Here is a 16,951-nt window from a genome sequence, read left to right as displayed (position 1 = left end):
CCCCCGGGTCAGCAGCGCTCGAGAACGGTGGCGACGCCCATGCCGCCGCCGATGCAGAGGGTCACCACGGCGCGGCGCAGGTCGCGGCGCTCCAACTCGTCCAACGCCGTGCCGAGCAACATCGCTCCGGTGGCGCCCAGCGGGTGGCCGAGAGCGATCGCGCCACCGTTGACGTTCACGCGGTCCGGGTCGAGGCCCAGGTCGCGGACGTACTTGAGCACCACGGCCGCGAACGCCTCGTTGATCTCGAACAGGTCGATGTCGTCGAGGGTCAGCCCGGCGACGGCGAGCGCCTTGTGGGTGGCCGGGATCGGGCCGGTCAGCATGAGCGTCGGGTCGGCGCCGGTGACGGCCGCGCCGACGATCCGGGCGCGCGGGGTGAGGCCGAGGTCCTGCCCGACCTGCTCCGAGCCGATCAGCACCAGTGCCGCGCCGTCCACGATGCCGGACGAGTTGCCGGCGTGGTGGACGTGCTCGATGGCCTCCAGCCAGTGGAACTTCTGCAACGCGACCGCGTCGAAACCCGCGGCCTCGCCCATGGTGGCGAAGGACGGGGTGAGCTTCGCCAGCGCCTCCCGGGTCGTCTCCGGGCGGGGGTGCTCGTCGACGGTGAGGATGTCCAGCCCGTTGCCGTCGCGTACCGGCACGACCGAGCGCGCGAAGTGCCCGCCGGCCCACGCCTTGGCGGCCCGCTCCTGCGAGCGCAGCGCGTAGCCGTCCACGTCGTCGCGGGTGAAGCCCTCCAGGGTGGCGATCAGGTCGGCGCTGACGCCCTGCGGCACGAACGACGTGGCCAGCGCGGTCTGCGGGTCGGTGGCCCAGGCCGCGCCGTCGGAGCCCATCGGCACCCGGGACATCGACTCGACCCCGCCGGCGAGCAGCAGGTGCTCCCAGCCGGAGCGGATGCGCGCGGCGGCGGAGTTGACCGCCTCCAGCCCGGAGGCGCAGAACCGATTGAGCTGCACCCCGCCCACCTCGTCGGGCAGCCCGGCCAGCAGCGCGGCGGCCCGCGCCAGGTCGCCGCCCTGCTCCCCGACGGGGGTGACGATGCCGAGCAGCAGATCCTCCAACCGGCCCACGTCCAGGCCGGGGTTGCGCTCGCGGAGCGCGTCGATCAGGCCGACCACCAGCGAGATCGGCTTGACCCCGTGCAGCGCGCCGGTGTCCCGGCCGCGTCCGCGCGGGGTGCGGACCGCGTCGTAGACGTACGCCTCAGAGGGCACGGGCGATCAACTCCTTCATGATCTCGTTGGTGCCGCCGTAGATCTTCTGGACGCGGGCGTCGGCGTACATCCGGGCGATCGGGTACTCCGTCGTGTAGCCGTAACCGCCGAACAGTTGCAGGCACCTGTCGATGACCTCGCACTGCCCGTCGGTGAGCCATGACTTCGCCATCGCCGCCGTGGCGACGTCCAGGTCGCCACGGGTGTGCCGGACGATGCAGTCGTCCAGGAAGACTCGGCTGACCCGGGTGCGGGTGGCGCACTCGGCGAGCACCATCCGGGTGTTCTGGTGCCCCATCAGGGTCTTGCCGAAGGCGGTGCGCTCCTTGGCGTACGCCACGGTCAGCTCGACCGCGCGTTCCATCGCGGCGACTGCGCCGACGCCGATGACCAGCCGTTCCTGCGGAAGCTGCTGCATGAGCTGGATGAAGCCCAGCCCTTCGGCGCCGCCGAGCAGGTTGGCCGCCGGTACCCGGAACTCGTCGAAGAACAGCTCGGCGGTGTCGTTGGCGTGCAGCCCGATCTTGGACAGCAGCCGGCCCCGGCGGAAGCCCTCCGGGTCGCCGCCCACCTCGCACACCAGCAGTGAGACGCCGGCCGCCCGCTGCTCGGGGTCGGTCTTGACGGCCACCAGAATCAGGTCGGCCAGGCCGCCGTTGGTGATGAACGTCTTCGCGCCGGTGACCAGGTAGTCGTCGCCGTCGCGGACCGCCCGCGTGCGCATCGCCTGGAGGTCCGAGCCGCCGTCGGGCTCGGTCATCGCGATCGCGCCGACCAGCTCACCGCTGCACAGGCCGGGCAGCCACCGTCGCTTCTGTTCCTCGCTGCCGTACGCGACGAGATAGCCCGTGACGATGCCACTGTGGACGGCCAGCCCGAGGCTGCTCTCCCCGGTGTACGCCTGCTCGTGCAGCAGCACGGCCTCGTGGGTGAAGCCGCCGCCCCCGCCGCCGTACTCCTCGGGGACCGACAGGCCGAGCAACCCGAGCTCACCCGCGCGCCGGTAGTGCTCGCGGTCCGGGTGACCCTGGGCCAGCAGGCGGTCCGCGTGCGGCAGCACCTCCTTGGTGAAGAAGGTGCGGGCCAGGTCGGCGAGGTCGTCGTGCTCAGGTTCGCGCCAGGGCGAGGGGGAGCCATCGAGCGTCGGCATGTGCACCACCCTCGCGCGCTGTTGGCGGCATGTCAATAAGTCTGGATCAGCAGCCGGGCACAGGCTTTCGGGTCGTCCGCGAAGGGCAGATGTCCGCAGCCGGCCAGCGGCACGTGCCGGGCCGCCGGCAGCGCCGCGCGGGCCCGCCGGGCCTGAGTGGCGTACGGCAACACGAGATCGCGCGTACCCCAGGCGACCGTCACGGGGATGTCGTCGAGCGCGCCGGCCGTCTCTCGACGGAGCTGCCATCCGGCGAACGCGGCGCGGGCCATTGCGAAGCCGGGCGCGTCGGCCAGCGCCGCCGCCGATTCGACGCACTCGTCGGGGTCGAGGTGACCCGGGTGGCCGTAGAAGAGGCCGCAGAACGCCACCCGCCCGGCCCGGCTCGCCAGCAGCCGGGGCAGTGCCGGCCGCAGCCCGCCAGCCGCCGACCGGGCCCCGCCGACCGTCAGTTGGCACCACCGTCGCCCGATCGGCCCCCAGAACCCGATGGGCGAGAACGCCGTCACCGGGTCGGCCAGGCCGCGTCGACCCAGCTCCAGCGCGATGCCGCCGCCGAGCGAGTTGCCGGCGACGGCGGGCCGCTGCACGCCCAGCGCGTCCAGAAACGCGGCGACCCGATCCGCCAGGTGCTCCACCGACCCGGGGGCCGCCTGCGCCAGCGGCTCCGGTGGCTGCGATGGCTCTGGTGGCTTTGGCGGCTTCGGTGGTTTTGCTGGGTTCGTTGGCTCGGGCCACGGTGGTGAGGCGCCAAAGCCGGGCAGGTCCAGCGCGATGACGTCGCGGTGCCGGGCCACCTCGTCGAGCACCGGCTCCCACACCTGCCACCGACTCCCGATGCCATGAAGAAGCACCAGCGGCGGCCCGTCACCACGCCGCGTGTGAGCGAGCCAGTCCGGATCCCCACGCTGCATCCACCCACCCTCACACGCCGGGGCTCACACTCAACTCCTGCCGATGGGCGAGGATCGTGCCATGAGTGCCACACCGCCGGCTCTGCTCGACGGAGCCCGGGTCACCATGTTCGCCAACCTGGGGCCGGAGCAGTCGCCAACCGGTGCGGCGCGCCACTCCGTCGGCAACTTCGCTGACATGGTCGTACGCCTCGCGATCGCCTGCTACGACGGCGATACCCACCGCTACCTCTTCTACTGCACGCGGGAGTGGGAGGTCGTGGCAGACACGTGTCATCCGACGGAGAGGGAGGCCGTCGCCCAGGCGGAGTTCGAGTTCCGGGGCGTGACGTTCCTGCGAGTGCCGCCGAGCGAACCTGGTCGGCGCGGAATTCAGTGATCAATTGATGCTCAGCAGCTCAGGAGCGGCGCTGACAACTGGTGAGCATCGAGTGATCAAGGTGAGGGTGGCGGCTTGCTAGTTGCGGGCCGACTCACGTTGTGCCGAGGCCGCCAGGCGCTCGGCGAGTGCGACGACGCGGTCGCGGAGCTCGTCCGGGCGTTCGATGACGAACGGCAGGTCGAGCGCGGCGAGCACGCCGGGCAACCAGTCGAGGCTCTCTGCCCGGATCTCCACGTCCTGCCAGCCTTCGTCCGCACCCTCTCGCACCTCGGCGATGCTGGCCGGTAGACGCCTGCGGATCTGCTCGACTGTTCCTTGTATCCGCAGCGCCACCGCGTGCTGGTACGGCGCTCGTGCCATCGAGCTGAGAAGGTGCCCGGCCGGATCGGTTCCGGCGGGCGGCTCGAACGAGCCCGGCAGCGGTCTCGCGTCCGCGATGCGGTCGAGTCGAAGGGTGCGGTCCTCGCCGATCTCCGGATCGACCCCGGTGACGTACCACCGGCCGGCATGGTTGACCAGCCCGAACGGATGCAGCACGCGGACGCTGCGCCGGCCGTCGCCCGAGGTGTACTGCACCGAGATCGGCCGGTGATGGCGGACCGCCTCGGCGACGGCGAGCAGTACCTCGGTCCGCGGCGCGGGGAAGTCACCGGGTTCGGCGGTGAAGGCGAGGGACTGGAGTGCGGCGTCCAGTCGGTCCGCCGTCCGCGGCGGCAGGACGCGACGGATCTTCGCGGCGGCTGTCTCGCCCGCTGTGCCCGTTGCCGTCGCCAACCCGGCACGGCGGCCGGCGATCAGGCCGAGGAGGACGGCCAGGGCTTCGTCGTCGCTGAGCATCAACGGCGGCAGGCGATAGCCGGCGGCGAGCCGATACCCGCCGTAGCGACCGCGCACCGACTCGACCGGCAGGTCCAGGTCGACCAGATGACTCACGTAGCGCCGCACCGTGCGCGGTTCGACACCAAGGCGCTCGGCAAGCTCGGCCATCGTCCGGACGCCGCCGGACTGCAGGAGCTCCAGCAGTGCGAGCACCTGGGCTGTTGGTCGTGCCACGGTCTGAACCTTATCAAGATACTGGCCCAAATCTGTCCAGTATTCGCTCTAGCGTGATCTCGACGGACCGTTAGCGACCGCATTGAGCAGGGAGAAGACATGGACTTCGTCTCGATCCGCATCATCACCGACGAGATCAACCGCCTGGTCGGCTTCTACGAGAAGATCACCGGCGCGCAGGCGACCTGGGGCAACGAGGACTTCGCCGAATTGCGCACCGCCCACGGCACGCTGGCGATCGGCAGCACCCGCACCGTCCCACTGTTCGCGCCCGGCTCGGCCCGCCCGGCTGACAACCACAGCGTGATCATCGAGTTCCTCGTGGAGGACGTGGACGCGCTCTACGAGAGGCTGAAGAGCGTGGTGGACGACTTCGTGAACGAGCCCACGACCATGCCCTGGGGTAACCGGGCCCTGCTCTTCCGCGACCCCGACGGCAACCTGCTCAACTTCTTCACTCCGGTGACCCCCGACGCGATCGCGAGGTTCCGCCGTTGACCGGTCGGCGGCGCCGAGAGGGCGCGGGAGACGTCGATGCCGAAGCTGGCGGTGTGAGCTGCCGATAGGGTCGGGCAGATGAGTGTCGAGACGGCTCCGCGCCGCCGCAGGTTGGAGCCGGACGCCCGGCGCGGCCAGATCCTGGCCTGCGCGGTCCGGCTGTTCGGCGAGCGGCCGTACGCGGACGTGTCGACCACCGACGTCGCCCGGGAGGCGGGCGTCGCCCGGGGCCTGGTCAACCACTACTTCGGCACCAAGAAGGAGCTCTACCTGGAGGTCGTCCGGGTCATGGTGACCATCCCCGAGGTTGCCCTGGAACGGCTCCCCAAGGGTGACCTGCGGACGCGTGTGGATGCCAGCGTCGCGTGGTTCCTCGACGTGGTGTCGCGGCACAGCACGTCCTGGTTGGCCGCCGTCACCGCCCGGGGGATGGGCGGCGACGCCGACGTGGAACGGGTGCTCGCCGAGGCGGAGGAGGTCGCCGCCGACCGGATGCTCGTCGCCGTCGGGCTGGCCGGCGAGGCCGAGCATCGCGAGGAGTTGCGCGGAATGGTCCGGGCGTACGGCGGGCTGGCGACGTCGACGGCGCGGGAATGGCTCCAGCGTGGAGCGCTGACCCGTGCCCAGGTCCACCTGCTGCTCACCACCACGCTGCTGACCATCGTCGAACAGGTCATCCCGCAGGTCATCGCGGGCAGCGACCCGTCCTGACCGCAGCTGGCGGAGGCTTTTCAGCGACGCCAGAACTGGCGGGGCGCGTACCCGTCCCGTCGCAGCCAGTGCTCGGTGTAGACGATCCGCTCCGCCTCCACGACCACGAGTGTGTCCTCGGGTGGCTCGGACAGGGGTCGCCCCCGCTCGGCGTGCTCGTTCTCCCAGCGGAACGCCGTCCAGTAGTGCGCACGGTCCGGATGCTGGGGATCAAGCACCCTGGCCGTTCCGAACAGTTGAGCTCCGCGGCTGCTGGCCAGCCCGACGAGCGGCGCGAAGATGCCGACGGACACGCGCGGATCGGCGGCGATGTTGCGCATCTTCGGCGATCGCGGAGCGGCGGTGGAGAGCACCGCGAAGCCGAGTGGGTAGTACCGCACCGGCGTGGCCAGCGGCCCGTCCGGACCCGTGGTGGCGAGCACGCACATGTTCTGCGACGACAACAGATTGAGAATGCGCTCTTCGAGCCGTTCACGGTCGAGCCGCTTTGTCGGCGTGGGCCCGGTCAACCATGGATTCGTCAACGGCATGCAGCCCTCACGATCATGGCGAGGACCCTACCCACCGACTACCAGGATCGACAGGCGGCCATGCTCCAGTCGTTGGCCCGCCGCCAACAAGCTGTTACGGTCGGCCGCACCGCCGAGGGAGCCCGCCATGACCGACAGCGCAGCGACCGCCCGACAGCCCAATCGGGTGCGAGTGGCGATCATCGGCTCCGGGTTCGGAGGAGTGGCGGTGGCCGCAGCGCTTCGCCGCGCCGGCCACGCGGACGTGGTGCTGCTGGAGCGGGCCGACCGGATCGGCGGCGTCTGGCGGGACAACAGGTATCCGGGCTGCGCCTGCGACATCCCGGCACCGCTCTACTCGTACTCCTTCGCCCTGAACCCGGACTGGTCGCGGCGCTTCCCGCCGCACTCGGAGATCCTGGACTACCTGCACCGCTGCGTGGCCGAGCTGGGGCTGACCGACAGCGTGCGGTTGCGTACCGAGGTCACCGACGCGTCGTGGGACGAGGCCGGCGCGTGCTGGCGGCTGCGTACCGCCGATGGCGCGGAACTGACGGCGGATGTCCTGGTCCCGGCGGTCGGGCAGCTCTCGCGGCCGGTGGTGCCGGCGCTGCCGGGCGCGCAGCGGTTCGCCGGGCCCGCAATGCACACGGCCCGGTGGGACCCGGGGGTACGGGTGGACGGTGCCCGGGTGGCGGTGATCGGCACCGGCGCCAGCGCCGTGCAGTTGGTGCCGGCCATCGCGGGCCGGGCGGCCCGGGTCACCGTCTTTCAGCGCACTCCGCCCTGGACGCTGCCCAAGCCGGACCGCCGGCACGGGCGGCTGGGCCGGGCGCTCTACCGGCGGGTGCCGGCGCTGATGCGGGTGCCCCGGGCGGCGTTCTGGTCGGTCACCGTGCTCACCGGGCTGGCCGTGACCGGCAACCGGGTCGCCGCGGCGGTGCTGCGGGGTGTGTCGCGGGCGCAGCGGTGGTGGCAGGTACGCGACCCGGAGCTGCGCGCCCGCGTCACGCCGGTCGAGCCGATGGGCTGCAAGCGGGTGTTGTTCACCAACGACTGGCTGCCCGCCCTGGGCCGGGACGACGTCGAGCTGGTCACCGAGGCGATCGTCGAGGTGACCGAGGACGGCATCCGCACCGCCGACGGCCGGGTCCACCCCTGCGACGTGCTGGTCTACGGCACCGGCTTCGCGGCCACCGACTTCCTGGTGCCGATCCGGGTCACCGGACGCGCCGGCCGTCAGCTCAGCGAGGAGTGGCGCGACGGTGCGTACGCCTACCTCGGGATGGCCGTGCCCGGCTTTCCCAACCTCTTCCTCATGTACGGCCCGAACACCAACACCGGCAACACGTCGGTGATCTACTTCCACGAGGCGCAGGCTCGACACATCGCGCAGGCGGTGCGCCTGCTCGCCGCCGGTGGCGAACCCCTGGAGGTACGCCCCGAGGTGGCCGCCGACTACGACGCGGAGCTGCAACGCCGGCTCGCCACGAGCGTGTGGACCGCCTGCCGGAGCTGGTACCGCACGGCCACCGGCCGGATCGTCACCAACTGGCCGGGGATGGCCGCCGAGTACCGCCGCCGTACCGCCCGGCTGGATCCGGCCGACTACGGCCGCAGCGGCTGGTCGGGTCCTGGACGCTGAATCTGACCGGCCCCCCACGGCGGCCGACGAGTCGCCGTGGCCGTGACACAGAGCACCCGCGAACGCAGCTGCTGAAATAGCCGTAAGGCTTATGCTTATTTCAGCGGTGCGGGGGTCGGTGGCACGCCCGACCGGCGGCTCACGCGTCATCGAGGAGGAGACATGACCACAACTGCCCTGTCCTACGAGGTCTTGGTCTTGGACGGCCCGGTCCGGGCCGGAGAGCAGCGCATGCCGGACGGCTCGCCCATCCACTTCAACCCGACAGCCACCACCCTGATCTCGGGGGCCGAGGAGGCGCTGCTGGTGGACCCGCCGTTCACCCACGAGCAGATCGCGACGGCGGGAGACTGGATCGAGCGGTCGGGCAAGCGGCTGACGGCCATCTACGCCACCCACGGGCACGGCGACCACTGGTTCGGTGCCCCCGAGCTGGTCAAGCGCTTCCCCGACGCCGTTACCTACGCGACGCCCGGGACCATCCAGGTCATGCACCAGCAGGCCACTGTCGGGCGCCAAGAGGTGTTCGACAAGGTCTTCCCCGGGCTGATCCCGGAGTCGCCCATCGACGCCATTCCGGTGCCGCCCGGCGGAATCCTGCTCGAAGGCAACGTCGCCCAGCCGGTCGAGACCGGGCACACCGATGGCGACCAGACCACCGTCCTGCACGTGCCGTCGATCGGTCTTGTGGTGGCCGGCGACGTCGTCTACAACGGCGTCCACCAGTACCTGCTGGAAACCGTCAACGGTGGACTGCGAGAGTGGCTCAAGGCCCTTGACCGCGTCGAGGCCCTCGCGCCCCGGGCGGTCGTCGCCAGCCACAAGAACCGCAACCGCCCCGACGACCCGTCGAGCATCGACGAGACCCGGAGGTACCTGCTGAACGTGGAGCGGCTGTTGGCGGAGAAGTCGACGGCCCTTGAGTTCTTCGACGCGATGATGGAGCTCTATCCGGACTGGGTGAACCCGGGGCCGCTCTGGTACGGGGCGCTCGGCCTGATCGGGAAGTGACCTGACCATGCCGCCGGCATCCGATTCCGCGCTGTGGCCCGCCACCGCGAGGTACGACCTCGACCCCGCTCCGGGCGGCCTCGGGCTCGTCCAGGACCTGCTCAACACGATCTCGGCCGGTGCGCCGCGCCAGCCGGATCTCCTCGACGATCTCGGCAGCGCCACGCAGTGGGCGCACGATGTCGCCGCCCGGTGGTCGACGGTCACCGGGCGGCCGGCACCCGACGTGACGCTCGACCCGGCGGGCCTGCGGGCGCTGCGGACCTTCCGCGAGGAGCTGCGGTACGGGATCGACGCCAGGCTGCACGCCACACCGGAATCCGGGCCGCCCGAGCCGGCGCCGGCCCCTCGCGCCACAGGCGCCACGCTGCGGCTCGACGGGAACGGCTCGGTCCACCTCGAACCCGCCGGAGCCGGAGCCGACCTGCTGGTCTCCCTCGTCCTGGCGGAGCTGTTCGAGGCGCAACTCACCGACGTCGGCCGGCGGATCAAGACCTGCCGCAACCCGCGTTGCCAGGTCGCGTTCTATGACCGCTCGCGCAACAACAGCGGGGTCTGGCACTCCGTACGCGTCTGCGGGCTCCCGACCAACCTGCGCGCCCACCGGGCCCGCCGTCGACAGGCGGACTGAACAGGCCGTGCGCGCCGCCTCGGCTCAGGCCGCCCGGCGGTCGCCAGCCTGACCGGCGCGCGCGGCGCGGCCGGTGCGCGCGGCCGGGGCGGCGTTGCGGTCGGCTGCCTGCGCCGGGTACGCCCCGGAGTTGACCACCCGCAGTGGCCGTTCGGTCTCGTCCGTGCCGAACCTCCAGCGCGACGGCGTCGGCTGCCGCTGCGGCGCGGGTCCGCCGGGGCGCAGCCCGGGCCGGGACAGCAGGGCGGTGATCAGGTAGCCGACCACCAGGAACCCGTGGCTGACCAGGCGCTCCCCACCCACCGAGCCGGTGGCGAGGTCGTTGACCGAGAGCAGCAGGAGCGTGCCGACGAACGCGCTGAGCATCGGCAGGAGACCCGCTGGGGGACTGCGGCGTACCGCCACGAAGAGGAAGCCGGCCCCGACCGCCACGTTCCAGGCGGCCGACTCGTGCCACAGGTGCTGGCCGGCGGCGTGCACGTGGTCCGCGCTCGCTCCCCGGCCCACCTGGGCCAGGCCGAGCACGAGCTGGACCGCGCCGAGCAGCCCGAGCGCCGCGCGCAGCCCGACGACCAACCCGGCGCGGCCGGGCAAGCGGGGCCGCCAGCGCGACCGGCCAGCCGGCGGCGTGTCACCGGCGTCGGCAACCGCGTCGCCAGCGGCGCTGCCACCGATGGCGGCCAGGATCGCGTCGGTCCGGTCGGGCACCTCGGTGACCAGTCGGGTACGAACCCGGCGCGTCACCGCGACCGCAGCCGCGAACCAGGCCCGGCACTGGGCGCACTCGTCCAGGTGCCCCTGCGCCGCCGCCCCTTCGGCGGCGGTCTCCTCCCCGTCCAACTGCGCGGACAGGACCTCCCGCCACTGCTCACACCCCATGTGTGGGTAGTCGGTCCGCAGGCCGCTCCGGTTCCCGGCGACCGTCACCCGTTGTGGAATACTCGCCGGATCATGACGCGCTACGGCCTGCTGATCCTGCCCGCCACCAACCGGGTGTACGCCCGCTCCGCCATCGACCTCACCCGGGCCGAGCTGGAGATCTTCGGCCGGTCGGCGCTCGACGGCCGGATCGGCGAGCTGGACACGGAGGTTGTCGGCGGGGCGACCTACGTCACGTTCAGCGGTGACGGGCTGACCGAACGGGACCTGGCCGTCCTGGGCAACCTCTCCGCCGGGTACGCGCTGTTCGAGATCGTCGGCGACCTGCTGCGCCCGGTCGAGTGGAGCCGGCTGGACCGCTACGACGACGATCTGCTCACCATCCAGAAGTACCCCGGCAAGACCAACGAGCAGTTCACCAAGCTGCTGGTCAACGTCACCCTGCTCGCGTCGGACTGGGCCGGCGAGCTGACCAGCCGCCGGTTCCGGGTGCTCGACCCGCTCTGCGGTCGCGGCACCACCCTCAACCAGGCGCTGATGTACGGCTTCGACGCCGCCGGGATCGAGCGCGACCAGAAGGACGTCGAGGCGTACCGCGCGTTCGTCACGACCTGGCTGAAGCAGAAGCGGGTCAAGCACCGGGTGCTGGAGTCGGGGCCGGTGCGGCGGGAGCGCAAGGTGGTCGGCCGGCGGGTGCGCATCGAGTTGGCGCCGACCCGCGAGGAGCACAAGGCGGGCCGTACGCAGTTGCTCGACGTCGTCAACGCCGACACCACCCGCGCGGGGGAGTTCTTCCGGCCGGACACCGTCGACCTGGTGGTCGCCGACGCGCCGTACGGCGTACAGCACGGCAGCCGTACCGCCGATCAGGGTCTGACGCGTGACCCGCTGGCGCTGCTCGCGGACGCCGCGCCGGTCTGGGCGCGGCTGCTGCGCCCCGGCGGAGCGCTGGGCATCTCGTGGAACACCCACGTCGCCAGCCGCGACGGCGCGGCGGCGGCCCTGGCCGACGCCGGCCTGACGGTGGTGGACGACGAGCCCTACCGCGCGCTGCGACACCGGGTCGACCAGTCGATCATGCGCGACGTGCTGGTGGCCCGCCGCCCGGCCTGACCCGCCGCCCATCCCCTTCGGGCCCTTTGCTCTGCTTCAACCGGCGCAACAGTGTCGGTGCCTCGCTGTCGCCTCCGTTGAAGCAGAGCAAAGGGTGGACAGCCACCCCTCGTCTCCCCGGCTGACGCGCCGCTGTGCCGCATTTCACCTGTTCAGTGGGCAGGTGTGAAAACCGCGTCAAGAAAAGGTTCGCCGCCGTCATGGTCGCGTTATGACCCCTGCCGTCCGGCGGGTGGTGGGGCTTTGATTGCCCCGCGCGACCGGAAGGCGGTCGCGACGAACCTTTCCGGTTAGAGGAGTCAGCGTGTCTGACGTGGTGTTCGTGGTCCTCACGGTGGCGCTGTTCGCAGTGCTCGCCCTGGTGGTCCGGGCGGTGGAGAAGCTGTGAACGCGGTCAACGCCGTCGGTCTGGTGCTCGCGATCGTCCTGGGCGCGTTCCTGGTGTTCGCCCTGCTGTTTCCGGAGCGCTTCTGATGACCATGACAACAGCGGGCGTCATCTTCGTGCTGACGCTGGTGGCGGCCCTGGTCGCCGTCTACAAGCCGTTCGGCGACTACATGTTCCGAGCGGTCTCCGGGACGAAGCAGTCGCGAATCGAGCGGGGGATCTACCGCCTGGTCGGGGTCAACCCGGCCGCCGAGCAGACCTGGGGCGTGTACGCCCGCAGCGTGCTCGCGTTCTCCGCGGTCTCGATCCTGTTCCTGTACCTGTTCCAGCGGGTGCAGAACCACCTGTGGCTGTCGCTGGGCTTCGACCCGGTGGTGCCGCACGGCGCGTGGAACACGGCCGTGTCGTTCGTGACCAACACCAACTGGCAGTCGTACTCGGGTGAGTCGACGATGGGCCACCTGGTGCAGATGGCCGGTCTCGCCGTGCAGAACTTCGTCTCGGCGGCGGTCGGCATCGCGGTGGCGGTCGCGCTGGTACGCGGCTTCGCCCGCAGCCGCACCGGGCAACTCGGCAACTTCTGGGTCGACCTGACGCGGATCGTGCTGCGCATCCTGGTGCCGATCGCGGTCCTCGGGGCCATCGTCTTGATGATCGGCGGGGTGGTGCAGAACCTCTCCGGCGGCACCGACGTGAGCACGCTGACCGGCGGTGCCCAGACCATCACCGGCGGCCCGGTCGCGAGCCAGGAAGTGATCAAGGAGCTGGGCACCAACGGTGGCGGTTTCTACAACGTCAACAGCGCCCACCCGTTCGAGAACCCCACGACCTGGACGAACTGGTTGCAGATCTTCCTGCTCCTGCTGATCCCGTTCAGCCTGCCCCGGGTGTTCGGCCGAATGGTCGGGCAGAACCGGCAGGGGTACGCCATCGCCGCGGTGATGGGCATCCTCGCGTTCCTCAGCGTCGCCATCACCAACATCTTCGAGCTGGCCGGCCACGGCACGGTCCCGCAGGCGGTCGGTGCGGCGATGGAGGGCAAGGAGGTGCGGTTCGACGTGTCGAACTCGGCCACCTTCGCCGCCGCCACCACGCTCACCTCCACCGGAGCGGTCAACTCGTTCCACGACTCGTTCACCTCGCTCGGCGGCATGATGACCATGGTCAACATGATGCTCGGCGAGGTCGCGCCGGGCGGCACCGGTTCGGGCCTCTACGGCCTGCTCATCCTCGCGGTGATCACGGTGTTCATCGCCGGCCTGATGGTCGGCCGCACCCCGGAGTACCTGGGCAAGAAGATCGGGTCGCGGGAGATCAAGTTCGCCTCGCTCTACTTCCTGATCACGCCGATCCTGGTGCTGGTCGGCACGGCGGCGGCGTTCGCCACCGGCAACAACTCGACGGCGCTCAACGTCGGCCCGCACGGCCTCTCCGAGGTGCTGTACGCGTTCACCTCGGCCAGCAACAACAACGGTTCCGCCTTCGCCGGCATCACTGTGAACACCACCTGGTGGGACACCGCGTTGGGGCTGTGCATGCTGCTGGGCCGGTTCCTGCCGCTCATCTTCGTGCTCGCGCTGGCCGGTTCGCTGGCCCGCCAGGCACCCACCCCCGCGTCCGAGGGCACCCTGCCGACTCATCGACCGCTGTTCATCGGCATGGTCGTCGGCGTCACGGTGGTCCTCGTCGCGCTGACCTTCCTGCCCGCGCTCGCGCTCGGCCCGCTGGCAGAAGGGCTCTGACCATCATGAGGAACGAGGACATGTCCGTCACGTCCGCCCCGACAGAGCAACTGCCAGGCACCCCGGCAACGCAGGGCAACCGGGTCGGCGGGGGCCTGCTCGACCCCCAGCAGCTCATCCGGTCCCTGCCGGACGCCGTACGCAAACTCAACCCGACCACCCTGTGGCGCAACCCCGTGATGCTGATCGTGGAGATCGGCGCGGCCTTCACCACCGTTCTGGCGGTGACCGACCCGTCGGTGTTCGCCTGGGCGATCACCATCTGGCTCTGGCTGACCGTGATCTTCGCCAACCTGGCCGAGGCGGTCGCCGAGGGCCGGGGCAAGGCCCAGGCCGCCGCGCTGCGACAGGCCAAGCAGGACACCATCGCCACCCGGCTGGTCGACTGGAAGCCGGGCGCGCGGGCCAACACCTACCGCGACGAGGCGGTGCCCGCGCCGCAGCTGCGCCAGGGCGACATCGTGCTGGTCGAGGCGGGCGGCATCATTCCCGGTGACGGCGACATCGTGGAGGGCATCGCGAGCGTCGACGAGTCGGCCATCACCGGCGAGTCGGCCCCGGTCATCCGGGAGTCCGGCGGGGACCGCAGCGCGGTCACCGGCGGCACCAAGGTGCTCTCCGACCGGATCATCGTGAAGATCACCCAGAAGCCGGGGGAGAGCTTCATCGACCGGATGATCGCCCTGGTCGAGGGTGCCAACCGGCAGAAGACGCCGAACGAGATCGCGCTGAACATCCTGCTCGCCGCGCTCACGATCATCTTCCTGCTGGCCGTGGTGACCCTTCAGCCGCTGGCGATCTTCTCCAAGGCGTACCAGGCTGCCGCGCCGGACAGCGGGGCGATCACCGGCTCCGGTGTCACCGGTGTCGTGCTGGTCTCGCTGCTGGTCTGCCTGATCCCCACCACCATCGGCGCGCTGCTGTCGGCCATCGGCATCGCCGGCATGGACCGCCTCGTCCAGCGCAACGTGCTGGCGATGAGCGGCCGGGCCGTCGAGGCGGCCGGCGACGTCAACACCCTGCTGCTGGACAAGACCGGCACCATCACGCTGGGCAACCGGCAGGCCGCGGAGTTCGTCCCGGTCGAGGGGGTCGACGCGGCGTCCCTGGCCGACGCCGCGCAACTGTCCAGCCTGGCCGACGAGACCCCGGAGGGGCGCTCGGTAGTCGTCCTGGCGAAGAACGAGTTCGGGCTGCGCGAGCGCGAGCCCGGCGTGATGCCGCACGCCACGTTCGTGCCGTTCACCGCGCAGACCCGGATGAGCGGCGTCGACCTGACCCCGGACGCCAGCGTCGACGGCGGCGCGTCGGGCACGGGACGCCGGGTCCGCAAGGGCGCCGCGGCCGCGGTCATGAAGTGGGTACGGGAGAACGGCGGCCACCCGACCGAGCAGGTCGGCGAGATCGTGGACGCGATCAGTGGCACCGGCGGCACGCCGCTGGTCGTCGCCGAGCACGTCGACGGCGAGCCCGCTCGCGCCCTGGGCGTCATCCACCTCAAGGACGTGGTCAAGTCCGGCATGCGGGAGCGGTTCGACGAGATGCGCCGGATGGGCATCCGTACCGTGATGATCACCGGCGACAACCCGCGTACCGCGAAGGCCATCGCCGACGAGGCCGGGGTGGACGACTTCCTGGCCGAGGCGACGCCGGAGGACAAGCTCGCGCTGATCAAGCGGGAGCAGGAGGGTGGCCGGCTGGTCGCGATGACCGGTGACGGCACCAACGACGCGCCGGCGCTCGCGCAGGCCGACGTCGGGGTGGCCATGAACACCGGTACGTCGGCCGCCAAGGAGGCCGGCAACATGGTCGACCTCGACTCCGACCCGACCAAGCTGATCGAGATCGTGGAGATCGGCAAGCAGTTGCTGATCACGCGTGGGGCGCTGACCACGTTCAGCATCTCCAACGACATCGCGAAGTACTTCGCGATCATCCCGGCCATGTTCGCCGGCCTCTACCCGAGCCTGGACGCCCTGAACATCATGCGGCTGGCCAGCCCGGAGTCGGCGATCCTGTCCGCGGTCATCTTCAACGCCCTGGTGATCATCGCGCTGATCCCGCTCGCCCTGCGCGGCGTGCGGTACCGGCCGGCCGCCGCGTCGAAGCTGCTCAGCCGCAACCTGCTGGTGTACGGGCTGGGCGGCATCATCGTGCCGTTCATCGGGATCAAGCTCATCGACCTGCTCATCCAGTTCATCCCGGGGATTTCGTGATGCGCCTACCCACCTGGCTCGCCCAACACCTCGCCGCCCTGCGTGCCCTGCTCGTCTTCACGGTGCTGCTCGGGCTGGTCTACCCGCTGGCCCTGGTCGCGCTCGGTCAGCTGCCCGGCCTCAACCACAAGGCAGACGGCTCGCTGATCACCGTGGACGGCAACACCGTCGGCAGCTCGCTGATCGGCCAGTCCTTCACCGACGCGGACGGCAACCCCGTCCCGCGCTACTTCCAGTCCCGCCCGTCGGCCGCCGGTGACGGCTACGACCCGACCTCCACCTCGGCCAGCAACCTCGGCCCGGAGAGTGTGGTCGACACCCTGGCCACCGACCCGGAGGAGTCCAGCGAGAGCCTGCTCACCCAGGTCTGCGGACGCAGCAAGGCCGTCGGCGAGCTGAACGGCGTCGACGGCCGGCGGCCCTACTGCACCGACGACGGGGTGGGCGCCGTGCTCGCGGTCTTCCGCGCCGACGGTCTGACCGGCCCGGTCACCCGGGTGGTCAGCGTCAACCAGGTCACCCCGGCCACCCCGTTCGTCACCTCGTACCAGGGGGTGACCGTGGAGCTGGCCCAGCCCGGCGAGGATTACGTCGCGGCCGGCGGGGTGATCACCCCGATCCGGGGCGACGCGCCGGCCGACCCGGCGGTGCCCGCCGACGCGGTCACCGCCAGCGCCAGCGGCCTCGACCCGCAGATTAGTCCCGCGTACGCCGATCTGCAGGTGAACCGGGTCGCGCGCGAGCGCGGCGCGGACCCGGCGGCGGTCCGCAAGCTGGTCGAGGAGCACACCGACGGGCGTGGGCTCGGGTTCATGGGTGAGCCCGGGGTCAACGTGCTGGAGCTCAACATCGCCCTCGACAGGCAGTTCGCCGCGCGCTGAGCACCC

Annotated in this window: 17 protein-coding genes; 11 read left to right on the top strand and 6 right to left on the bottom strand. The window is 71.1% G+C overall.

Annotation, left to right across the window (positions count from 1 at the left end):
• Positions 1-8: 8 nt before the first annotated feature.
• From ACGGAQ_RS03910 to ACGGAQ_RS03900, 3 genes are read right to left on the bottom strand one after another with little or no spacing between them, the layout of a single operon-like run.
• On the bottom strand, positions 9-1,223 hold the full coding sequence (locus tag ACGGAQ_RS03910; RefSeq protein WP_393044354.1) for an acetyl-CoA C-acetyltransferase: 1,215 nt from the start codon (positions 1,221-1,223) through the stop codon (positions 9-11).
• Positions 1,213-2,373 (bottom strand): acyl-CoA dehydrogenase family protein, encoded by a 1,161-nt coding sequence (locus ACGGAQ_RS03905; RefSeq protein ID WP_387263984.1) that lies wholly within the window; start codon positions 2,371-2,373, stop codon positions 1,213-1,215. Before ACGGAQ_RS03905 ends, ACGGAQ_RS03910 begins: the two co-directional genes overlap by 11 nt.
• A gap of 32 nt (positions 2,374-2,405) precedes the next feature.
• Positions 2,406-3,287: an alpha/beta fold hydrolase gene (locus ACGGAQ_RS03900; RefSeq protein ID WP_393044352.1), complete on the bottom strand. Its 882-nt coding sequence runs from the start codon at positions 3,285-3,287 to the stop codon at positions 2,406-2,408.
• Between the two features lie 61 nt (positions 3,288-3,348).
• On the opposite strand from ACGGAQ_RS03900, the gene ACGGAQ_RS03895 reads away from it, so the two are divergent.
• Positions 3,349-3,666, top strand: coding sequence for a hypothetical protein (locus ACGGAQ_RS03895; protein ID WP_393044350.1), 318 nt, complete (start codon positions 3,349-3,351; stop codon positions 3,664-3,666).
• A gap of 78 nt (positions 3,667-3,744) precedes the next feature.
• Here the strand turns inward: ACGGAQ_RS03895 and ACGGAQ_RS03890 are convergent, their stop codons facing one another.
• A complete protein-coding gene (locus tag ACGGAQ_RS03890) occupies positions 3,745-4,722 on the bottom strand; it encodes a helix-turn-helix transcriptional regulator (RefSeq protein ID WP_393044349.1) in 978 nt (325 codons plus the stop codon).
• A 99-nt stretch (positions 4,723-4,821) separates the two neighbouring features.
• Here ACGGAQ_RS03890 and ACGGAQ_RS03885 point away from each other — a divergent pair, with 99 nt between their 5' ends.
• Together ACGGAQ_RS03885 and ACGGAQ_RS03880 are read left to right on the top strand one after the other, a co-directional pair.
• Positions 4,822-5,220: a VOC family protein gene (locus ACGGAQ_RS03885; RefSeq protein WP_393044347.1), complete on the top strand. Its 399-nt coding sequence runs from the start codon at positions 4,822-4,824 to the stop codon at positions 5,218-5,220.
• 78 nt (positions 5,221-5,298) lie between these two features.
• Positions 5,299-5,931, top strand: coding sequence for a TetR/AcrR family transcriptional regulator (locus tag ACGGAQ_RS03880; protein ID WP_393044345.1), 633 nt, complete (start codon positions 5,299-5,301; stop codon positions 5,929-5,931).
• 20 nt (positions 5,932-5,951) lie between these two features.
• On the opposite strand, the gene ACGGAQ_RS03875 is transcribed toward ACGGAQ_RS03880, so the two are convergent.
• On the bottom strand, positions 5,952-6,461 hold the full coding sequence (locus tag ACGGAQ_RS03875; RefSeq protein ID WP_393044344.1) for a pyridoxamine 5'-phosphate oxidase family protein: 510 nt from the start codon (positions 6,459-6,461) through the stop codon (positions 5,952-5,954).
• 127 nt (positions 6,462-6,588) lie between these two features.
• Between ACGGAQ_RS03875 and ACGGAQ_RS03870 the strand changes: the two genes are divergently transcribed.
• The 3 genes from ACGGAQ_RS03870 to ACGGAQ_RS03860 all read left to right on the top strand — a co-directional run bounded on the left by ACGGAQ_RS03870 (position 6,589) and on the right by ACGGAQ_RS03860 (position 9,727).
• On the top strand, positions 6,589-8,085 hold the full coding sequence (locus ACGGAQ_RS03870) for a flavin-containing monooxygenase (protein WP_393044342.1): 1,497 nt from the start codon (positions 6,589-6,591) through the stop codon (positions 8,083-8,085).
• Positions 8,086-8,247: 162 nt separating this feature from the next.
• Positions 8,248-9,096 carry an MBL fold metallo-hydrolase gene (locus tag ACGGAQ_RS03865; RefSeq protein WP_393044340.1) on the top strand — a complete coding sequence of 283 codons (849 nt, stop codon included), beginning with the start codon at positions 8,248-8,250 and terminating at the stop codon, positions 9,094-9,096.
• Between the two features lie 7 nt (positions 9,097-9,103).
• Positions 9,104-9,727, top strand: a complete 624-nt coding sequence (locus tag ACGGAQ_RS03860) for a CGNR zinc finger domain-containing protein (RefSeq protein WP_393044337.1) — start codon at positions 9,104-9,106, stop codon at positions 9,725-9,727.
• Between the two features lie 24 nt (positions 9,728-9,751).
• On the opposite strand, the gene ACGGAQ_RS03855 is transcribed toward ACGGAQ_RS03860, so the two are convergent.
• A complete protein-coding gene (locus ACGGAQ_RS03855) occupies positions 9,752-10,606 on the bottom strand; it encodes a zf-HC2 domain-containing protein (RefSeq protein ID WP_393045653.1) in 855 nt (284 codons plus the stop codon).
• A gap of 72 nt (positions 10,607-10,678) precedes the next feature.
• On the opposite strand from ACGGAQ_RS03855, the gene ACGGAQ_RS03850 reads away from it, so the two are divergent.
• The 5 genes from ACGGAQ_RS03850 (at position 10,679) to ACGGAQ_RS03830 (ending at position 16,945) form a co-directional block, all read left to right on the top strand.
• Complete coding sequence (locus ACGGAQ_RS03850; RefSeq protein WP_393044335.1) at positions 10,679-11,719, top strand: TRM11 family SAM-dependent methyltransferase; 1,041 nt, start codon at positions 10,679-10,681, stop codon at positions 11,717-11,719.
• Positions 11,720-12,103: 384 nt separating this feature from the next.
• Positions 12,104-12,193: a K(+)-transporting ATPase subunit F gene (kdpF, locus tag ACGGAQ_RS03845; protein ID WP_036390805.1), complete on the top strand. Its 90-nt coding sequence runs from the start codon at positions 12,104-12,106 to the stop codon at positions 12,191-12,193.
• Complete coding sequence (gene kdpA / locus ACGGAQ_RS03840; RefSeq protein WP_393044333.1) at positions 12,193-13,848, top strand: potassium-transporting ATPase subunit KdpA; 1,656 nt, start codon at positions 12,193-12,195, stop codon at positions 13,846-13,848. Before kdpF ends, kdpA begins: the two co-directional genes overlap by 1 nt.
• Positions 13,849-13,868: 20 nt before the next feature.
• Positions 13,869-16,064: a potassium-transporting ATPase subunit KdpB gene (kdpB, locus tag ACGGAQ_RS03835; protein ID WP_393044331.1), complete on the top strand. Its 2,196-nt coding sequence runs from the start codon at positions 13,869-13,871 to the stop codon at positions 16,062-16,064.
• Positions 16,064-16,945 (top strand): potassium-transporting ATPase subunit C, encoded by an 882-nt coding sequence (locus tag ACGGAQ_RS03830; RefSeq protein ID WP_393044329.1) that lies wholly within the window; start codon positions 16,064-16,066, stop codon positions 16,943-16,945. The genes kdpB and ACGGAQ_RS03830 overlap by 1 nt, the downstream gene beginning before the upstream one ends.
• Positions 16,946-16,951 lie beyond the last annotated feature (6 nt).

The organism is Micromonospora sp. NPDC047557 (assembly GCF_043205095.1).
Lineage (GTDB): Bacteria > Actinomycetota > Actinomycetes > Mycobacteriales > Micromonosporaceae > Micromonospora.
Note: the sequence above shows the minus strand (reverse complement) of the source record. Positions and strands in the feature narration are given on the sequence as shown.